Below are 17,544 nucleotides of genomic sequence, written 5' to 3'. Positions count from 1 at the left end.
CGCGCGCCTATGCGCCGTGGCGAAGGGAGACAGGTGATGCCTACGCTGCGCCTCGTACAGATCGATGCTTTTTCGAAAACCGCATTCGGCGGCAATCCGGCGGCGGTAATGCCGCTCGAAAGCTGGCTCGAAGACGATATCCTGCAGGCCATCGCGGTCGAGAATAATCTCAGCGAGACGGCCTTCTATCTGCCCGCCAAAGACGACCCCGAGGCCGATTTCGAACTGCGCTGGTTCACGCCGGGTCTCGAAATCGCGCTATGCGGTCATGCGACATTGGCGACGGGCGCGCACATATTGCGCGAGGGCTGGGCGCGAAACAGCGTCATATTTCGCACGCGCAAGGCCGGCCTGCTCGAAGTGCGCCGCAATGGCGAGGGCTTTGAAGTCTCGCTGCCCGCCTATCCGCCAGCACCCAAAGCCTTGCCCGAGGCCGTTGCGGCGCTGGACGCAGAGCCGCTCGAAACCCATTTTCATGAGGGCCGCTATTCTCTCTATCTCTACGAGAATGAAGATCAGGTCCGCGCGCTGGCGCCCGATATGCGCGCACTCGCCGCAATCGGAGACTGGCAGTTCATTGCAACGGCGCCCGGTAGCGAGACCGATGTGGTGAGCCGCGTCTTCGTACCGGGCGCGGGTGTCGATGAAGACCCGGTGACGGGCTCAGCTCATGCCGTACTGACACCCTTCTGGGCCGAACGGCTGGGCCGCGACCGCTTTACCGCTTTCCAGGCCAGCGCCCGTGGCGGCCATGTGGGCTGCCGCCTCGATGGCGATCGTGCGGTACTATCCGGCCACTGCGCGACGGTTATCGAAGGCGAGTTTTTCTTCTAGCGCGCGCCACTCATCACGCCGAACCGTTCGGGCAGGGTGACGAGGATATCGTCGACCTCAACGCTGCCGCGCTGCACGACCAGTTCCTGATGGTTGCGCTGGGCATCGCCGGTTTCCGCTTCGATGCAGTTGCGCCCGTCGCACTGTTCGCGGAAGCGATAGCGGAGATAGGAGACGAGCTCGCCCGCCGTAATATTGCCATCGGCATTGTCATCGGCCTGCCCAGCGACGCCGTCCGAGAAGAAACGCGACAGATAGCCGCCCGCGTTGAACTCCGACGCGACAAGGCTCGTCAGATCCTCTTCCGAGCTGAACAGCCCCATCATATTGGGCCGCGTGATCAGATCGCGTTCGAACCCCCCCGAGAAACAGGCGTCCAGCACGATCATCGTCGTGCCCGCATTGAGGCCGGCGAACATCTGCGCCAGCTCGTCATCCGTCAGTTCCTCGCCATCGCCGAACACGAGTGTCTCGTCGCGCCCGTCCAGCTCGGCGCGATCGTTGGGATCGTCGATCTGATTGCCATGGCCGGAGAAGAAGAACAGGAAGATATCGTCAGGCCCCGCCTGCGCCGCGACGCGCTGAAAGGCGCGACGAAATTCGGGCAGCGTCGCATCCTGGTTGGTCAAGAGGATGCTCTCCTGCCGCAGCATGCCGAGCTCCTCGAACTTCTGGTACAGCTTCGCCGCATCGCTGTCGGTGAAGCTGAGATCGGACGTGTTGCCGCCATAATCGGCAATGCCGACCGAAATCGCGAAGACCTGGCGCTGCTCCGGATTCGCCGGAATGCGCGTCGTGCCCTCGCTCAACGCGAGACGGAACGCGCCGGTTTCGCCGGGCGCATAGCTGGTCGCAATCAGCGTATATATGCCGTCTTCCTCCAGCACCCGCTCGAACCGGCTGTTCAGTGATTCGCCGGTATCGTCGATATCGACCTGTTCGCCCGAGGGTGATTGCAGGATCAGATAGGTGTCGAACTCATCCGAACTCAGATCGATGGTCACCGGCTGGCCGCGCCGGCCTTCGAAACTGTAGCGCTCCAGATATTCGCCACTGCCCAGCGTTTCGTCATCCTTGCCGAGCTCGCTCGTCAGCGTCCGCCCGAAGCTCAGCGGTGCGGCATTGCCGCCGATCATCGCGGTATCGGCCACGCCGTTCCGATTGAGGCCGGTCGCCAGTTCATAATCGCCGGTCGAGCCGCGGCCGTAACTGGTGACGGCGATCGTATATTCGCCATCGGCCGGCAGCGTTGCGAGCACGCGGCTGTTGAGCGTCGGCTCCCGCGCCGTGCTGTCATCGTCGTTGCGCACGCGGAAATTGTCCGGGCCGATCAGCGTCAGCATCGTGTCGAAATCGCCCGAAGCGCGCAGATCGATCCGCTGACCGCGCGTGCCACGAAACACAAAGCGGTCCGTATAGCGGCCGTTGACCTCGGCATCGCCGTCCGACGACAGGCTGCCATTGCGGGTCTGCCCGATTGATATCGTCTGCGGTGCGATAACGGTTTCGGCGACCTGCAGCCTATCGGTCGGCACCAGACGGATCGTGTAGGCACCGTTTTCCTGGGGGCGGAAGGATTGCGCGCGCACGGCAAGCTCGCCTGATGCCGGCATCACCAAGTCCAAACGGCTGTTGGTCGTTTCCGGCACCCAGTGGTTATCGTCGTTTACGAGCCGCGTACCGTCTGGAAGTTGCGCCTCGAGCTTCGTGTCGAAAGCATCGGATTCGAGGATGACCGAAACCTGTTGACCGGCTGATGCGCGAAGGGTCCATTCATCATAATATTGGCCCTTGCCGCCCGATACCTGATCGCCGGCCTCCAGTTCGCCCTGCGCGGTCTGGCCGAGCGTCAACGCACCGTCCTGCGCCTGCCCCATGACCGGCGGGCTCAGCGCAATCGCCATCATCGCGACGCCGCAACTTGCCAATATCTTGGATTTCATAATCATTTCTTCCCCAATGCGCCGACCCATGACCCCCATGGCATGGCTGCGGTGAAGCGGGGCTGAACAGCGATAAAGCGTTTTCGACCCGCGTCCCGAGCGCGTTTAGCCGCAAAGCGGCGCACCGGCTATGACTTAAAACACAGGCGCGAGAATCAGCCGAACGCCTCGAAAATGCGCGCCATCCGCATGACGACGGCCTCGCGCAGCTCGCCATCGGGCGTATTACCCAGCCGCACGACCGTCAGCCCCTGTTCGGGCGAGACCATCACATATTGGCCGAGATGCCCGTTAAAGGCGAAGATCGTATTGGGCCCGCGATCCGGAAACAGGACGGGCGTATCGAACACGCCGCCGGGCCGGTTGAGCCAGGTCTGCCCGCCATATTCGCCGTTCAACGGTGAGGGCGTGAGCATGAAGGTGCGCCATTCGGGCGAGATGATCTGCGTGCCGTCCGGCGCCTGGCCGGTGCGCATGACCTCGCCGAGCCGAGCCCAGTCCCGCGCCGTCGCATGGATCAGGCTGCCGCCGATCTGCGTGCCGCTCGCGTCGAACTCGAAATAGACGCTCGATATGCCGGCCGGCCCGAGCAGCCGCTGTTCGGCGAAGCGGCGATAAGCCGCCGCGCGTTCGCCCGGATCTTCCGAATCCGTCAGCGCATCGGCGATAATCCGCGAGAGGATAACCGTCGTCGCGCTCGAATATTCATATTTCTTGCCGGGATCGGCTTCGAGCGGCTGCGACACGGCATAGGCCGCCATATCGTCCGTCCCGCTCGTGAAGAGCATCCGATTGGTATCGGAATCCCAGATCGGATCATTGACTTCGGTATGTTCGAGCCCGGACGCCATATGGAGCAGGTGGCGCAGCGTGATGGCCCCGCGCGGATCGTCTGCGTCCCGCCATTCGGAAATCGGCGCCGGGGCATCGAGTTCGAGCACGCCATCGTCGACGAGGAAACCGACAAGCATGGCCGTGACCGTCTTCGCCATCGACCAGGAGACGTAGCGCATGTCCGCCGTGTAACCGGGCGCATAGCGTTCAGCCACGATCTCGCCGTCATGCATCACGAGCACGACGCGTGTTTCGCCGACGACATCGTCGCTGAACAGATCATCGACCAGCGGCGCGATATCGGGACGCGCCACGACCGGGGCGGCCGTTGTCTCTTCGGACGCAACGGTCTCTTCCGCATCGCCGGTCTCGAGTACGGGCGCGGCGGCGATTGCGATCAACGCCGCGCTGGCGGCAAGAGGAACAAGCCATCTTTGCTTCATCATTGCGTCAGGCTAGGGCTGACCGCCATGAAAGTGAAGCGGCCAATTCTGACGGGCACCATTATCGTGCTGCTGATCCTGCTGATCGCGGTCATCGTCTATGCGATGCGGATGCGGCCGACGGTCGAACTCGGCGTCGGCTATGGCGCGCATGTCGTCTGCTCCTGCCGCTATATCGGCGGGCGCGACATGGAGAGCTGCTACAATGACTATGAGCCCGGCATGGAGATGATCTCGATGACCGAAGACGAGGCGGAAAAGCGCATCACGGCGAGCGTGCCGCTGCTCGCGAGCCGTTCGGCGCAGTTCCGGGAAGGCTTGGGGTGCGTGTTGGAGCCGCTGCCGGGAGCGGATTAGGTAGTCAGGCGCTGCGAGTCGAACGGCCCGTCTTCACCCAGGCCAGACAGAATAGCAGCGCCAGCAGCAGGTCCGGTGCCGTCGTAGCAACGAGCGTGGCGTCGACGCGGCCCTGCAGATAGAGCACGGTGCAGGCACCGAAAAAGGAGAGCTTGCCGAGCGCGCCGATCAGCATGAGCGGGCGATAGCGAACGGGATCGATCGCGATCAGCGCGTAGACGAACTGCCATGCCAGCACCACGCCGACAAATCCGTAATAGAGTTCGGGGCGCGCGACGGGCGGCGGGAAATCGGCCGCGATCCGGCTTTCGAGGAAATAGAGTGGTGCGATGATCGCGATGCCCCAGACCGCGGCGATGCCGAACGTCCAGCGCGCGAACCGCATCAGGCCGCCAGCGCCTCTTCGGCGGCCACCGTTTCGGCAATCCAGCCGCCGCCCATGACGCGATCGCCCTGATAGAGCACGGCCGCCTGGCCGGGCGCGACGCCGTATTCCGGCGTATCGAAGGTGACCATCTCGCCGTCGAAGCGGGCCGGCGCGGGCTTGGCCAGCGAGCGGACTTTCGCGGTCATCGCGCCATGGAAATCATCGCCGAGCCAGTTGAGGTCCTCGATACGGGCCGCGCTGACCGCCAGCGCGGATTTCGGGCCGACGACCACGCGCCGGGTCTCGGGCTCCAGCTTCACGACATAAAGCGGTTCGGGCTGGCCGCCGATCTCAAGGCCGCGCCGCTGGCCGACCGTATAGTGGATCAGCCCCTTATGCTCGCCGAGCACCTCGCCGGTGCGCGTCACGATCTCGCCGCCCTCGCCGGCCTCGGGGCGCACTTTCTTGACGATCTTCGCATAATCGCCGTCCGGCACGAAGCAGATATCCTGGCTGTCGGGCTTCAGCGCGACCACGAGGCCAAGCTCCTGCGCAATCTCGCGCACCTGCGTCTTCGGCATATTGCCCAGCGGGAAGCGCAGATAATCGAGCTGGCCTTTCGTCGTCGCGAAAAGGAAATAGCTCTGGTCGCGCGCCGGATCATGGGCGCGGTGCAGTTCGGGACCGTGCTCACCGATCACGCGGCGGACATAATGGCCGGTCGCCAGGCAATCCGCGCCGAGATCGCGCGCCATGCCGAGCAGGTCGTGAAACTTCACGCTCTGGTTACAGCGGATGCACGGGATCGGCGTGCGGCCCGCCATATATTCGTCGGCGAAATCGTCGATCACCGATTCCCGGAAGCGGGATTCATAGTCGAATACATAATGCGCAATACCGAGCTTTTCGGCGACGGCACGCGCATCCCGGATATCCTGCCCGGCGCAGCAACTGCCCGTGCGGCCCGTCGCCTCGCCATGATCGTAGAGCTGCAGCGTGATGCCGATCACCTCCGCGCCCGTCTTCGCGGCGAGCGCGGCCACGACGGAGCTGTCGACGCCGCCAGACATGGCGACGACGATCCGGCTTTCGCTGGCCGGGCGATCGAGCTGAAAATCGGCTTCCGTCATGGCGCGCTATTTAGGGTTTGATGACGCTATGCGCAAAGGGGCAATCGGCATCGCCATTCTCGCTTTGCTAACCATCGTGCGGTTTCGCCGCCACAATTCCTCACCAAAGCGTTGCCGGCGCCTTTACCACGTTTTCAGCCTTGATCCCTAATAGCCGGGGTCATGGAGATGAACTTCAGCCCCTTTGGCGGCCGCATGGACGCAGCCGGACGCATAGCGCCGGACTTTCGCGCGCTGGTCGCCCTGCTTGCCGCGGCGCAGGCCGCGCAGCCGACGGCGCGGCTCGCGACGCGACTCGCCATGGGCAATGGGCGCACGATGGACATCGCCCAATCGCTGACCGCGCTGTTCGCACCGCAACCGCAAGATGACGGCCTGACCGGCATGGCGCGGGCGGCGATTTTGCGCGGCAGCTTCAACCCTGCCGTCCCATCCTGGAACGCCGCGCTAACCGAACGGAAAGCTTGGTAAAATGGCTGTTTACCTTGGCATTTTAGGCTTCTTTCAACGGCCTTTGATTATAAGGCGTTCATCGTAATGCTACGGAACAAGCCCGGATCGGCTGATCCTATCGAGGAAAGAATGATCGAGAACCAGAAGATACGCCCGGCGCAAGTGATCGGTCCCCTGGGGGAGCCGCTGACCTTGGAAACGCTGCCGCCGCCTTCGACCCGCCGCTGGGTCGTGCGCCGCAAGGCCGAGGTCGTGGCTGCGGTCAATGGCGGTCTGCTGACGGTCGACGAAGCCTGCGAACGCTACGACCTGACGGTCGAGGAATTCGCCAGCTGGCAGCGCGCGATCGATCGCTCCGGCATGCCGGGCCTGCGCGTCACGCGCCTCCAGCATTACAAGTCGCTCTACGAACGCCAGCAGAAATATTAGAACCGAATTTGTCGCACGGCCGAGCAGCGGCCGCCAGCGAGCAACGGATTCCCCGGTCGCCATCTCCGTCGGCGGCCGGGGAATTTGTTTTTGGACGATAACCGGCTAGCACCCTCCCCGATACGCGAATCGCACTGGGAACGGATGGCCGTCGCCATGCGTAACCCAGCTATGATCGGAAGCGCCGCCAATACGGGGGCGCAGCTATTGGGAGGACCGCATGATTGGATTTGTTATCGCCCTGGTGATGGGCGGCGTGATGGGCTGGCTCGCCAGCATGGTGATGAACCGCGACGCATCGATGGGTATTTTCTGGAACGTCATCGTCGGCTGTATCGGTTCGGTGCTCGGCCGTTTTCTCTACGGTTTCATCGGCGGCGAGTCGGCGCGCCTGCGTGACAGCGCGTTCAATATCGAAACGCTCGTCGTCGCCTTTGTCGGCGCGGTTGTCCTGCTCGGCATCGTCAACCTGATCCAGCGCGGACGGGTCCGCTAAGCGACAGTGAATCAAAAAAGCGCCGGGCGGCAGTGCGCCCGGCGCTTTTTTTGCGCCTATTGCAGCTCGAACGTCACCGAAACATTCGCCGTCAGCCGCTGTTCGCCCGGCGCGACCTGTAAAGGTGCAGCTTCGGCCACTGCATCCATCGCCATCCCGCCGCGCTGCATGATCACCGGCGGACGGGCCGCACCGGCTTCGCTGATCGCAACGATCCGCACGACGCGCATACCGGCAGCCGCCGCATAGAGCTCGGCCCGCTCACGCGCTTTGACAATCGCATCGCGCCGCGCCTCGTTTAGTGCCTCTTCGGGCGAATCGACCTGAAAACTCGGCCCGTTGATCTGGTTCACGCCCTGCGCGACCAGCGTGTCGATCACCGAACCCGCCTGCTCGATCTCGCGAAAGCGGATGGTGAGCTGATTCGACGCGGTATAGCCGATCAGTCGTCGCTCGCTGCGGTCCGAATAATCGTAGCGCGGACTGAGGTTGATCGAGGCCGTCTGGATATCCCGCTCGGCGAAACCAGCGGCTTCGAGCGCCCGGAACACGCGACTCATCTGCTGATTATTGGCCTGCAGCGCCGCGGATGCCGTCGGGGCCTCGGTCACTACGCCAGCGTTGATCACGGCGATATCCGGTGTCCGGCGCGATTCGCCCATGGCGACGATATCGAGCCGTGTGCCGTCGATCGCCATCGTCGGCGCAGGCATTTGAGCCACCGCCGGCGGCGTAACGGCGACCGCAAAACAGGCAAAAGCGAGCGTGGGAAGAAAATATCTCATAGAGGGCACTCCCGATTGGATTTGGCTGCAGGATTTCGGCCCATGGGCCATCCTTACCCGATTCCCCGAGCAGATTCGGGGTTGCGCTTCGATGAACGGTCGAATCCGTCCGTTAGGACACCTTGATTTCGCACCGTTAAAAACGCAAACGAGCCGCGAAAACACTTACCGCTTGAGCCTCGTGTTCTATTATTGTAATACAGCACGACAGTGAAGAATGCGGAGCAAGGCCAAGGTGGCAGATATGAACGTCGAACAACGCTTCGAAGGCGAGGGGGCAGCGCCGATGAGCGAATTTGAGGAAGAAGAACGGCGGCGCGACCGGCGGCGGCGCATGATCATCATTGGCGTGGTGGTCGGCGCGCTGGTCATTGTCGCGGCCTATTTCATGTTCGCAGGCGGGTCCGGCGAAAATGCGGGCGCTGCGGCGGGCGAAGACGGCCCTGCGCGCGACCTGCCGACGGTCACCGTGATCGTACCCGGCTCGCAATCCATATCCAATACCATAACCGCGAGCGGCACGCTCGCCGCACGGCGGCCGATGCCGGTCGGTGTCGCCGGCGAGGGCGGCCAGATTGCGCGGGTGTTCGTGGATGCCGGCGACTGGGTTGGTGCCGGTCAGGTGCTTGCGACCATCGAAAGCTCGGTCCAGTCGCAGCAGGTGAGCGGCGCGGCCGCGCAGCTCGAAGTCGCACGCGCCAATCTCGCACTTGCCCAAGCCAATCTCGATCGCTCGCTCCAGCTCGTCGAGCGCGGTTTCATCAGCCAGGCCGATATCGACCGGTTGACCGCGACGCGCGATGCCGAACGGGCCCGCGTCAACGTATCGGCGGCTCAGCTTAACGAACTGCGCGCCCGGGCGGGTCGACTCGCCATTCGCGCGCCGTCCGCGGGCTTGGTGCTGCAGCGGAGCGCCGAACCGGGTCAGGTCGTCAGCGCGGGCAGCGGCGCACTGTTCATGCTCGCTCAAGGCGGCGAAATGGAGATGATTGCACAAGTGTCGGAATCCGATCTCCGGCGCATGTCGGTCGGACAGCAGGCGACGATCGTCCCGGTTGGCACCGCCGATCGTTTCGAAGGCCAGATCTGGCAGCTTTCGCCGACAATCGATCCGACCAGCCGACAGGGACAAGCGCGCGTCGCATTATCCTATGAGGAAGGCCTCCGCCCGGGCGGTTTTGCGAGCGCGGAAATCGTCAGCGGCTCGATCGATGCGCCGATGCTGCCGGAATCGGCAGTGCAGAGCGACAATGACGGCAATTATGTGTATATAATCAATGAAGATAATATTGTGGAACGGCGCGAAGTGACGATCGGCACGGTCAGCACGACCGGGATAACGATCCGCGAAGGCCTGCGGGGCAATGAGCGTGTCGTTCGGTCGGCGGGCGCGTTCCTCAACCCGGGCGATGAGGTCATCCCGCAACGCATGACCCAGGAAAACGAGAGCTAGGAGCTACTCAATGAGTTTCCGGACATTATCGACCTGGGCCATCAAGAACCCGACGCCGCCGCTCGTGCTGTTCCTCGGGTTGATGCTGGCCGGCATCGTCAGTTTCATCCGGCTCGACGTCAATGACAGTCCGGAGGTCGATTTCCCGGCGGTGCAGGTAATCATCGCGCAGCCGGGCGCCGCTCCGACCGAACTCGAAACGCAGGTGACGCAGCGGGTCGAGGCGGCGGTGCGTAACATCAGTGGCGTCAACACGCTCTCCTCCTTCGTCAACGAAGGCAATTCGCGCACCTTTATCGAGTTCGATATCGGCACGCCGGTCGACCGGGCGGTCAACGACGTGCGCAATGCGATGGCGCAGATCCGCGGCGACCTGCCCGAAGGCATTCTCGAACCGCAGATCGTGCGGGTCGAGATCAATGGTGGCGGCACGATCGCCTATTTCGCCGTCGAAAATGTCGACATGACGCTCGAGGAGCTGAGCTGGTTCGTCGACAATAATGTCGCGCGGCAATTGCTGTCGATCGACGGCATGGCGGCCGTCGATCGTGGTGGCGGGGTAAGTCGCGAGATCCGCGTGATCCTCGATCCGGCGCGCCTGCAATCGCTCGGCATTACGGCGAGCCAGGTCAATGCGCAGCTGCGCGCGGTCAATGTGAACGCGGCCGGCGGCCGCGCCGAGGTGGCCGGGTCCGAACAGTCGGTCCGTGTGCTCGGCAATGCCGATACGGCCTATGAGCTCGGCCAGACCGATATCGCGCTCGGCGGCGGCCGGACGATCAAACTCGCCGATATCGCCGATGTGCGCGATCTTTATGGCGAACAGCGGTCGCTCTCCAAGATGAACAACCGCCAGGTGCTGAGCTTCGGCATCGAGCGGGCGAAAGGCGCGTCGGACGTTACCGTCTATGACGAAGCCGAGCGGGTGCTCCGCGAGATCGAGGAAGACAATCCGGGCGTCGAGTTCACGCGCCTCTTTACGACCGTCGAATATACGCGCGAAAATTATGAGTCTGCGATGATGGCGCTGATCGAGGGTGCGATCCTCGCGGTCATCGTGGTCTGGTTCTTCCTGCGCGACTGGCGCGCAACGCTGATCTCGGCGATCGCTATTCCGCTCTCGGCCATCCCGACCTTCTGGTTCATGGACCTGTTCGGCTTCTCGCTCAATTTCATCAGCCTGCTCGCGCTGAGTCTGGTGGCCGGTGTCCTTGTCGACGACGCGATCGTGGAGATCGAGAATATCGTCAGACATATGCGCATGGGCAAATCCAGCTATCAGGCGTCGATCGACGCGGCCGAGGAAATCAGTCTCGCCGTGCTCTCGACGACGGCGGCCATTGTCGCGGTGTTCCTGCCCGTTGCGCTGATGCCGGGTATTTCGGGCCAGTTCTTCATCCAGTTCGGACTGACGACCTGCGTCGCGGTGATCATGAGCCTGGCGGTCGCGCGATTGATCACGCCTCTATTGGCCGCCTATTTCCTGCGCGCCGAAGGCGTGCGCGAACATGGCGCAGGCCCGGCCATGGACCGTTATATGGCGCTCCTCAAATGGTCGCTCGTCCATCGCTGGAAGACCGCGCTGATTGGCGGCGGCGGGGCGCTGGTCGCCACGATCTTCGCCTTCTACACATTGCCGATCACCTTCCAGCCTGAAACCGATAATGATTTCAGCCGGGTCAATATCGAGATGGTGCCGGGCACTACGATTGAAGAAACCGAACGCGTATCCGATCAGGTTGCCGCGATCCTGCGCGAACAGCCCGAAGTGCGCACGGCCTTCCAGCGGATCGATCCGGGCAGCGGTCGCATCTTCATGACGCTGCATGACGATCGCGAGCGCGAGAGCACCGAATTCGAACGCGAAACCGCACCACTCTTGCGCGCCATCCCCGATGCACGCGTGACCTTCCAGTCGCAGCAAGGCGGCTTTAGCGGCCGCGATATCTCGATGGTGATCGGCGGCGACGATCCCGAGGTGCTGGAAGCCGCGGCAGACGAGCTTGTCCGCCAGATGAGCGAGCTCGACACGATCGTTGCACCGCGGATCGACGGCGATCTCAGCCGACCGGAAATCGTCGTGACGCCGCGGCTCGATCTGGCCGCTGATCTCGGTGTGACGACGGCCGAACTCAGCCGCGCCATCCGCATCGCCACGCAGGGCGAGATCGATCAGAATGCCGCTCGCTTCTCGCTCAGCGACCGTCAGATCCCGATCCGCGTCGCGCTGGCCGAGGAATCGCGCCGCGACCTTTCAACGATCGAGAACTTGCCGGTCACGACGCAAAATGGCGGATCGGTGCCGCTGCGCCTCGTCGCCGATATCAATTTCGGCTCGGGCCCGACCGAAATCCGCCGCTATGACCAGCGCCGCCGCATCGTCGTCGGCGCCGATCTCGCGCCGGGTCTCGTGACGGGCGACGCCATGTCGGAAATCAACGCCCTGCCTTTCTGGGAAGATATGCCGCCGGGCGTCGACCGGGTCATTGCCGGTCCCGAAGAGTGGCAGGCCGAAATGCTGTTCAACTTCATGGTGGCGGTCCTGTCCGGCGTGTTGCTCGTCTTCGCGGTACTGGTACTGCTCTACCGTCGGATCATGGCGCCGCTCGTCAATATGGGATCGCTGATACTCGCGCCGCTCGGCAGTGCTATCGCGCTTCATATCGTCGGCCAGCCGCTGTCCATGCCAGTCTTTATCGGCCTTTTGATGCTGCTCGGCATCGTCGCCAAAAACTCGATCCTGCTCATCGATTTCGCGATCGAGGAGATGGACAAGGGCGTCGACAAGGATACGGCGATTATCGATGCGGGCCATAAGCGCGCCCAACCCATCGTCATGACCACCGTCGCCATGACGGCCGGGATGATCCCGACGGCGCTGGCGCTTACTGGCGACGGCGCATGGCGTGCGCCGATGGGCTGGACGGTGATCGGCGGGCTGCTGCTTTCGACCGTGCTGACGCTTGTGATCGTGCCGGCCTGTTTCAGTCTGGCGGACAGCACCGAGAAACGCATCCGCCGCTTCTTCGGGCGGGCCCTGACCTACAAGCCCGAGGATGACGAGAAGGCCACCATCCAGCCGGCCGAATGACCGAGCACGATCCTTCCCGGCCAATCAGCCGGTTTAATTCGACCGAAGACCGCGGGCGCGCGATGCGCCGGACAGCGACGGCGATGCTGTTCCTCATGGCCGGCATATTCGTGCTCGCGCACAATATGGAGGACGCGCATCCGGCCTGGGGTTTCGTCCGCGCCTTTGCCGAGGCCGGTCTTGTCGGCGGGCTGGCTGACTGGTTCGCCGTGACCGCATTGTTCCGTCACCCGATGGGTATACCGATTCCGCACACCGCGATCGTCCCGCGCAAAAAGGACCAGATCGGCGAGCAACTGGCCTGGTTCCTGCGCGATAATTTCCTCACCCCCGCCGTCGTCGCCCGGCGCATGAAGCGCTTCGACGTCGCCGGCGCGATCGGCAACTTCCTGACCAATCCCGAGGGCGGCAGCGGGCGGATGCGCGAGGGCGCGTCCAAACTGATCGCGATGATCCTCGAAAATCTCGACGATGAGAGACTCGGTGGTACGACCAAGACGATGATCGCCAACCGGCTGCGCGAACTCGATGTCGCACCGCTGCTCGGCCAGTCGATGGTTGCCGCGATGCGCGAGGATCGGCATGTGCCCGTTGTCGACGGCCTCGTCCGCTGGGCGGCCAATATCCTCGATTCCAACGAGGAAATCGTCCGCGCCATGGTCTATGAGCGGGCCAATAATTTCATGCGCTGGCTCGCGATCGACGACCGGCTGTCCGACGCGATCATCAACGGCCTGCGCCGGTTGCTCGTGCAGATGGAAGGCGATCCGCACCATCCGCTCCGCGATCAAGCCAATGAAGGCTTTGTCCGCTTAGCCTTTGATCTCCAGCATGACGACGAGACGCGCGCGCGAGTGGAACAGTTCAAGCTGGAGATGATCGACAATCCGGCGGTCACAGAATGGTTGGACGGGTTATGGGAACAGGCGCGCGAAGCGCTGCTCCGCGCCGCGCGCGACCCAGACCGCGCGATGGAAGGCCGGTTCGGCGAGGCGCTGCAGGAACTCGGCCGGACGCTGCAGGACGATCCCGAAATCCGGCGCGCGATCAACAGCTTTGCCCGCCGCGCGACGGTTGGCGCCGTCGCCGATTATGGCGACAGCATCGTTCGGCTGGTCTCCGAAACCGTAAAAAGCTGGGACGCGAAAACGATCACCGACCGCGTCGAAAACGCCGTCAGCCGCGATCTGCAATATATCCGGATGAACGGAACGCTGGTCGGCGGACTGGTCGGCCTGACCATCCACACAATCATCGTGATTTTCTGAGCGGGAGCTAGTTTGTCAGAATTTTCCTGGCGGAAAATCGCCGCACCAGCCCTCTCCCCCTCCCGACCTCCCATTGAGTGTACCCTGGTTGGGAGGTCGGGAGGGGGAGAGGGCTGGTGCCGCGATTTCCCGATAGGGAGATCCTGACAATAAAATCTCTTACCCCTCGCTGACGCGCTCGATATCGGCGCCGACGCCGCTGAGTTTCTCCTCGAGCCGTTCGTAGCCCCGATCGAGATGATAGACGCGCAGCACCTTCGTCTCGCCCTTTGCCGCGAGACCCGCAAGAACAAGGCTCATCGAGGCGCGCAGATCGGTCGCCATAACGTTCGCACCGACCAGCTCGTCCACGCCCTTCACCACCGCCGTGCGCCCGCGTACCTCGATATCCGCGCCCATCCGCGCGAGCTCGGGCACGTGCATATAGCGGTTCTCGAAAATCGTTTCGGTCAGCATGCTTGTGCCGTTGGCCAACGTCAGCATCGCCATGAATTGCGCCTGCATGTCGGTCGGAAAACCGGGGAACGGCGCGGTCGAAATCGTCGCCGGATCGAGCCGGCCATTGGCCGTCACCTTCACGCCATCGTCGAGCTCCTCGACCGCCAGCCCGACATCGCGCAGGCCCGCGATGATCGACGGCATGTCCGCCCCGCGCGCACCGGACAGCATGAGTTCGCCGCCCGTAATCGCCGCCGCGCAGGCATAGCTGCCCGCCTCGATCCGGTCCGGCATCACGCTGTAGGTCGCGCCGTGCAGCCTGTCTTTACCGTGGATGACGAGCCGGTCGGTGCCGATCCCTTCGATCTCCGCGCCCATCGCAACCAGACAGTTGCACAGGTCGACAATCTCCGGCTCGCGCGCCGCATTTTCGATCACCGTCTCGCCCTTGGCGAGCACGGCCGCCATAACCGCATTTTCCGTCGCGCCGACAGACACGACGGGGAAGGATATCGTCCCGCCCCTGAGCCCGCCATCGGGCGCGCTCGCCTTCACATAGCCGGCCGCCAGTTCGATCTCCGCGCCCAGCGCCTCCAGCGCTTTGAGATGCAGATCGATCGGCCGATTGCCGATCGCGCAGCCGCCCGGCATCGAGACGGTCGCCTCGCCCGCCCGCGCGACCAGCGGCCCGAGTACGAGGATCGACGCGCGCATCTTGCGGACGAAATCATAGGGCGCGACGGTCGATGCGATATCCTTGGCCTTGATCGTCATCGCCCGGCCAAAGCCACCATTGCGCGCGCCCTTGAGCATCGTCGATGCGCCATGCTGGTTCAGCAAGTGCATAAAGCCGTCGACATCGGCGAGGCGCGGCAGGTTTTCGAGCGTCAGAATTTCATCGGTCAACAGCGCGCACGGCATGAGCGTGAGCACGGCATTCTTCGCGCCGGAGATTTTGAGTGTGCCGGAAAGGCGATTGCCACCGCGGATAACGATACTGTCCATGCGCGGCTTCTAGCGAAAGCTCGGCGCTGTGCAATCCCGCGCCGGGCAGGATTTATCGCGTCACGCCTTTTCCAGCGTACATTGCAGCGGATGCTGGTTCTCGCGGGCGAAATCGATGACCTGGTTCACCTTGGTCTCGGCGACTTCGTAGCTGAACACCCCGCATACGCCGACGCCGCGCTGATGGACATGCAGCATGACCCGCGTCGCATCGTCCATGCTCATCCCGAAAAAGCGCTGCAGCACATGCACGACAAACTCCATCGGCGTGAAATCGTCGTTCAGCATCAGCACCTTGTAGGGCGAGGGCTTCTTCGTGCGCGTGCGCGTCTGCGTCGCGACGCCGACCGTGCCGTCGCCGGCACCATCGTCTTCGTCGCGGTCATCCGCTGCAGAGATTACGAGGCTGTCGAGCATGTCGGAATAAATATCGTGAAGCGGCACCGGGACGCAAGGGGGCGAATCGCGGTTCACGCCCATTATCTGCCGGTCTGTGGCGCGGATTCGGCAGCCGCAAACAGAAAAAGGGCCGCCCCGATACCGGAGCGGCCCCTTTCATCTTCGCAAATATGCCTGGCGGTTAGGCAGCCTTGCGGAAGTTTTCCATCGCAGCAGCGAAGCGATCGGAGATCGGCTGGAAGGCTTCGCCGGCCAGCTTGATCATCGCTTCGGTGTTGTGCGACGCCTGCGACACCATCGTGTCGAAGCCGGCACGGGCGCGCTCATTCTGCATTTCGATCAGATCGCGGGGCGACTTGACCGACGCATAACCCTGCATCGCGTTGCTGGCATTTTCCAGATTTTCGCGCGCATATTCAGCGTTCTGCTTGGCGATATCCTGCATGCCCTTGGCGGTGATCTTGCCGCTTTCGACCATCGCTTCGATGTTCGCCTTCTGGAACTCGACCATGTCGGTGCCGAAAGCCGAAACCTTCTCGGCGGTTTCCTTGGCGCGATCCTGCGCCTGCGCAACGAATTCTTCGACGCGCTCACGGGTCTTTTCAGCGGTTTCCTTCACGCGCTCGCTGGCGGTTTCCATCGCTTCTTCGACGCGGTTGGCGGTTTTCGTGTTCGTCGCCTTGGCGGTCTTCGTCTTCTTCGTAGCCATTTTCGTCTTCCTTTTTCTGCGGCCCACATTAGCGGCCTGGTTATGTTGGGCCCTAACGAAAAGCAGCCCTTCAATCTCTTATGTTGCATTGCACAATATAGGATGATTCGCGCGATTGCAAGCAGTTTTTTGTGCACTGCAACATAAATGTAGCGGAAAACGATTTCACCGCCGCTGTTTGTGCAGTTCGATGCTCAGATTCCGCAGACGATGACGACCATTAACGCTTTGTTTTTAAGTATAATACTGCATTATCAGCCAATCACGGACCATATAAGGAGCAGTACAAAAAGCGCCAGCCCGATTGTGCTGAGAACGAATGCCGCGCGGCCATAGACGGTCCGTCTGTGCAACACGGACAGGATCAGTGCGACTGCGAAGCCGGCCAGGCCTGTGGTGACCAATATCGCGCCGCCATCGCCGCCCATTGCGTCCGCGATCATCGCGCCGATAATCGCTGCCGGAGCCGTCGCACAGGCGATTCCCAGCGCGAGTTTCGCCAGACCGTGCCCGGAGTCAGCGCCGGCCCCTTCGGACCAGTCGGCGGATCGTTCCAGCGAATCGAGTGCGGCATCGATCGCGCCGGCATCTGCGGCGTCGCCGCTCGCAATCATATCATGCACCTGCTCGCGCAATCCGTCGACGACGATATCGATGTCTTCGGCGTCATGGCCGGCCTTGCCGAGCCGTTTGGCAATCGCCTTGAGCCGCCGGTCGAGCGTGCGCTCGGCGGCGGGATCGAGTTCAGTCATCCGGCGTCTCCTTGATGAGTTCCGATACATCGGCCGAAAAGCCGTGCCAGAAAGCGCTCATATCGGCGAGCCGCTCCCGCCCGAGCGCGGTCAGCTCGAAATAGCGGCGCGGCGGCCCCTCGCCCGATTTCCTCATCCGAGCCGATACAAGCCCATCCTTCAGCAATCGGCCGAGCAGCAGGTAGAGCGTGCTTTCCTGCAGCGCGATGGATGGCTGGCGGCGAATCTGCTGGAGAATTTCGTAGCCATAGGATTCGCGGCGCGCGAGAATGGCGAGCACGCAGAGCTCCGCCGTGCCCTTGCGCATCTGTTTCGTCCAGCCGTCATTCGCATCCATCCGCTTTCTCTTAACCAACGT

At 62.9% G+C, this 17,544-nt stretch carries 18 protein-coding genes; 8 read left to right on the top strand and 10 right to left on the bottom strand.

Annotated features, from left to right (window positions below; translation table 11 throughout):
• Window positions 1-36 precede the first annotated feature (36 nt).
• Complete coding sequence (locus tag Q0974_RS07810; protein ID WP_299324573.1) at window positions 37-834, top strand: PhzF family phenazine biosynthesis protein; 798 nt, start codon at window positions 37-39, stop codon at window positions 832-834.
• Here Q0974_RS07810 and Q0974_RS07805 read toward each other — a convergent pair.
• Window positions 831-2,783, bottom strand: a complete 1,953-nt coding sequence (locus Q0974_RS07805) for a caspase family protein (protein ID WP_299324571.1) — start codon at window positions 2,781-2,783, stop codon at window positions 831-833. The two genes, Q0974_RS07810 and Q0974_RS07805, sit on opposite strands and share 4 nt — an antisense overlap.
• 149 nt (window positions 2,784-2,932) lie before the next feature.
• Entirely contained in the window at window positions 2,933-4,057 is a 1,125-nt protein-coding gene (locus Q0974_RS07800; protein ID WP_299324567.1) for a serine hydrolase, read from the bottom strand.
• Between the two features lie 24 nt (window positions 4,058-4,081).
• Here Q0974_RS07800 and Q0974_RS07795 point away from each other — a divergent pair, with 24 nt between their 5' ends.
• Window positions 4,082-4,411, top strand: coding sequence for a hypothetical protein (locus tag Q0974_RS07795; protein ID WP_299324564.1), 330 nt, complete (start codon window positions 4,082-4,084; stop codon window positions 4,409-4,411).
• Between the two features lie 4 nt (window positions 4,412-4,415).
• Here the strand turns inward: Q0974_RS07795 and Q0974_RS07790 are convergent, their stop codons facing one another.
• Window positions 4,416-4,796 (bottom strand): hypothetical protein, encoded by a 381-nt coding sequence (locus tag Q0974_RS07790; protein WP_299324562.1) that lies wholly within the window; start codon window positions 4,794-4,796, stop codon window positions 4,416-4,418.
• On the bottom strand, window positions 4,796-5,908 hold the full coding sequence (gene mnmA / locus Q0974_RS07785) for a tRNA 2-thiouridine(34) synthase MnmA (RefSeq protein ID WP_299324559.1): 1,113 nt from the start codon (window positions 5,906-5,908) through the stop codon (window positions 4,796-4,798). The genes Q0974_RS07790 and mnmA overlap by 1 nt, the downstream gene beginning before the upstream one ends.
• 162 nt (window positions 5,909-6,070) lie before the next feature.
• Here mnmA and Q0974_RS07780 point away from each other — a divergent pair, with 162 nt between their 5' ends.
• The 3 genes from Q0974_RS07780 (at window position 6,071) to Q0974_RS07770 (ending at window position 7,286) form a co-directional block, all read left to right on the top strand.
• A complete protein-coding gene (locus Q0974_RS07780; protein ID WP_299324556.1) occupies window positions 6,071-6,379 on the top strand; it encodes a hypothetical protein in 309 nt (102 codons plus the stop codon).
• A gap of 111 nt (window positions 6,380-6,490) precedes the next feature.
• Window positions 6,491-6,790 (top strand): DUF1153 domain-containing protein, encoded by a 300-nt coding sequence (locus tag Q0974_RS07775; RefSeq protein WP_299324554.1) that lies wholly within the window; start codon window positions 6,491-6,493, stop codon window positions 6,788-6,790.
• Between the two features lie 223 nt (window positions 6,791-7,013).
• Window positions 7,014-7,286, top strand: coding sequence for a GlsB/YeaQ/YmgE family stress response membrane protein (locus Q0974_RS07770; protein ID WP_299326246.1), 273 nt, complete (start codon window positions 7,014-7,016; stop codon window positions 7,284-7,286).
• Between the two features lie 56 nt (window positions 7,287-7,342).
• On the opposite strand, the gene Q0974_RS07765 is transcribed toward Q0974_RS07770, so the two are convergent.
• Window positions 7,343-8,071: an SIMPL domain-containing protein gene (locus Q0974_RS07765; RefSeq protein ID WP_299324551.1), complete on the bottom strand. Its 729-nt coding sequence runs from the start codon at window positions 8,069-8,071 to the stop codon at window positions 7,343-7,345.
• A gap of 244 nt (window positions 8,072-8,315) precedes the next feature.
• Here Q0974_RS07765 and Q0974_RS07760 point away from each other — a divergent pair, with 244 nt between their 5' ends.
• From Q0974_RS07760 to Q0974_RS07750, 3 genes are all read left to right on the top strand, one after another.
• Window positions 8,316-9,524, top strand: coding sequence for an efflux RND transporter periplasmic adaptor subunit (locus Q0974_RS07760; RefSeq protein WP_299324549.1), 1,209 nt, complete (start codon window positions 8,316-8,318; stop codon window positions 9,522-9,524).
• A 10-nt stretch (window positions 9,525-9,534) separates the two neighbouring features.
• Window positions 9,535-12,615: an efflux RND transporter permease subunit gene (locus Q0974_RS07755; protein ID WP_299324546.1), complete on the top strand. Its 3,081-nt coding sequence runs from the start codon at window positions 9,535-9,537 to the stop codon at window positions 12,613-12,615.
• A gap of 62 nt (window positions 12,616-12,677) precedes the next feature.
• A complete protein-coding gene (locus Q0974_RS07750) occupies window positions 12,678-13,883 on the top strand; it encodes a DUF445 domain-containing protein (RefSeq protein WP_299326243.1) in 1,206 nt (401 codons plus the stop codon).
• A 159-nt stretch (window positions 13,884-14,042) separates the two neighbouring features.
• On the opposite strand, the gene murA is transcribed toward Q0974_RS07750, so the two are convergent.
• From murA to Q0974_RS07725, 5 genes are all read right to left on the bottom strand, one after another.
• Window positions 14,043-15,326 carry a UDP-N-acetylglucosamine 1-carboxyvinyltransferase gene (gene murA / locus Q0974_RS07745; protein ID WP_299324543.1) on the bottom strand — a complete coding sequence of 428 codons (1,284 nt, stop codon included), beginning with the start codon at window positions 15,324-15,326 and terminating at the stop codon, window positions 14,043-14,045.
• A gap of 60 nt (window positions 15,327-15,386) precedes the next feature.
• Window positions 15,387-15,743, bottom strand: a complete 357-nt coding sequence (gene clpS / locus Q0974_RS07740; protein ID WP_299326240.1) for an ATP-dependent Clp protease adapter ClpS — start codon at window positions 15,741-15,743, stop codon at window positions 15,387-15,389.
• A gap of 163 nt (window positions 15,744-15,906) precedes the next feature.
• The gene (locus Q0974_RS07735; RefSeq protein WP_299324542.1) at window positions 15,907-16,434 is read right to left on the bottom strand and encodes a phasin family protein; all 528 of its coding nucleotides are present in this window, start codon (window positions 16,432-16,434) and stop codon (window positions 15,907-15,909) included.
• Between the two features lie 254 nt (window positions 16,435-16,688).
• Window positions 16,689-17,186, bottom strand: coding sequence for a hypothetical protein (locus Q0974_RS07730; protein ID WP_299324541.1), 498 nt, complete (start codon window positions 17,184-17,186; stop codon window positions 16,689-16,691).
• Entirely contained in the window at window positions 17,179-17,523 is a 345-nt protein-coding gene (locus tag Q0974_RS07725; protein ID WP_299324540.1) for a PadR family transcriptional regulator, read from the bottom strand. Before Q0974_RS07725 ends, Q0974_RS07730 begins: the two co-directional genes overlap by 8 nt.
• Window positions 17,524-17,544: the final 21 nt, after the last annotated feature.

Source organism: Parasphingopyxis sp. (assembly GCF_028279465.1).
Lineage (GTDB): Bacteria > Pseudomonadota > Alphaproteobacteria > Sphingomonadales > Sphingomonadaceae > Parasphingopyxis.
The sequence above is the reverse complement of the archived record's forward strand: the minus strand, read 5'-3'. Positions and strand labels throughout refer to the sequence as shown.

Excerpts from the sequence above, each read along its gene's own strand:
- clpS (WP_299326240.1), bottom strand. The coding sequence starts at position 15,743 with ATGCTCGACAGCCTCGTAATCTCTGCAGCGGATGACCGCGACGAAGAC.
- Q0974_RS07790 (WP_299324562.1), bottom strand. The coding sequence starts at position 4,796 with ATGCGGTTCGCGCGCTGGACGTTCGGCATCGCCGCGGTCTGGGGCATC.
- Q0974_RS07810 (WP_299324573.1), top strand. The coding sequence starts at position 37 with ATGCCTACGCTGCGCCTCGTACAGATCGATGCTTTTTCGAAAACCGCA.
- Q0974_RS07775 (WP_299324554.1), top strand. The coding sequence starts at position 6,491 with ATGATCGAGAACCAGAAGATACGCCCGGCGCAAGTGATCGGTCCCCTG.
- Q0974_RS07735 (WP_299324542.1), bottom strand. The coding sequence starts at position 16,434 with ATGGCTACGAAGAAGACGAAGACCGCCAAGGCGACGAACACGAAAACC.
- Q0974_RS07755 (WP_299324546.1), top strand. The coding sequence starts at position 9,535 with ATGAGTTTCCGGACATTATCGACCTGGGCCATCAAGAACCCGACGCCG.
- Q0974_RS07800 (WP_299324567.1), bottom strand. The coding sequence starts at position 4,057 with ATGATGAAGCAAAGATGGCTTGTTCCTCTTGCCGCCAGCGCGGCGTTG.
- murA (WP_299324543.1), bottom strand. The coding sequence starts at position 15,326 with ATGGACAGTATCGTTATCCGCGGTGGCAATCGCCTTTCCGGCACACTC.
- Q0974_RS07780 (WP_299324556.1), top strand. The coding sequence starts at position 6,071 with ATGGAGATGAACTTCAGCCCCTTTGGCGGCCGCATGGACGCAGCCGGA.
- Q0974_RS07750 (WP_299326243.1), top strand. The coding sequence starts at position 12,678 with ATGCGCCGGACAGCGACGGCGATGCTGTTCCTCATGGCCGGCATATTC.
- Q0974_RS07805 (WP_299324571.1), bottom strand. The coding sequence starts at position 2,783 with ATGATTATGAAATCCAAGATATTGGCAAGTTGCGGCGTCGCGATGATG.
- Q0974_RS07795 (WP_299324564.1), top strand. The coding sequence starts at position 4,082 with ATGAAAGTGAAGCGGCCAATTCTGACGGGCACCATTATCGTGCTGCTG.
- Q0974_RS07760 (WP_299324549.1), top strand. The coding sequence starts at position 8,316 with ATGAACGTCGAACAACGCTTCGAAGGCGAGGGGGCAGCGCCGATGAGC.
- Q0974_RS07730 (WP_299324541.1), bottom strand. The coding sequence starts at position 17,186 with ATGACTGAACTCGATCCCGCCGCCGAGCGCACGCTCGACCGGCGGCTC.
- Q0974_RS07765 (WP_299324551.1), bottom strand. The coding sequence starts at position 8,071 with ATGAGATATTTTCTTCCCACGCTCGCTTTTGCCTGTTTTGCGGTCGCC.
- mnmA (WP_299324559.1), bottom strand. The coding sequence starts at position 5,908 with ATGACGGAAGCCGATTTTCAGCTCGATCGCCCGGCCAGCGAAAGCCGG.
- Q0974_RS07725 (WP_299324540.1), bottom strand. The coding sequence starts at position 17,523 with ATGGATGCGAATGACGGCTGGACGAAACAGATGCGCAAGGGCACGGCG.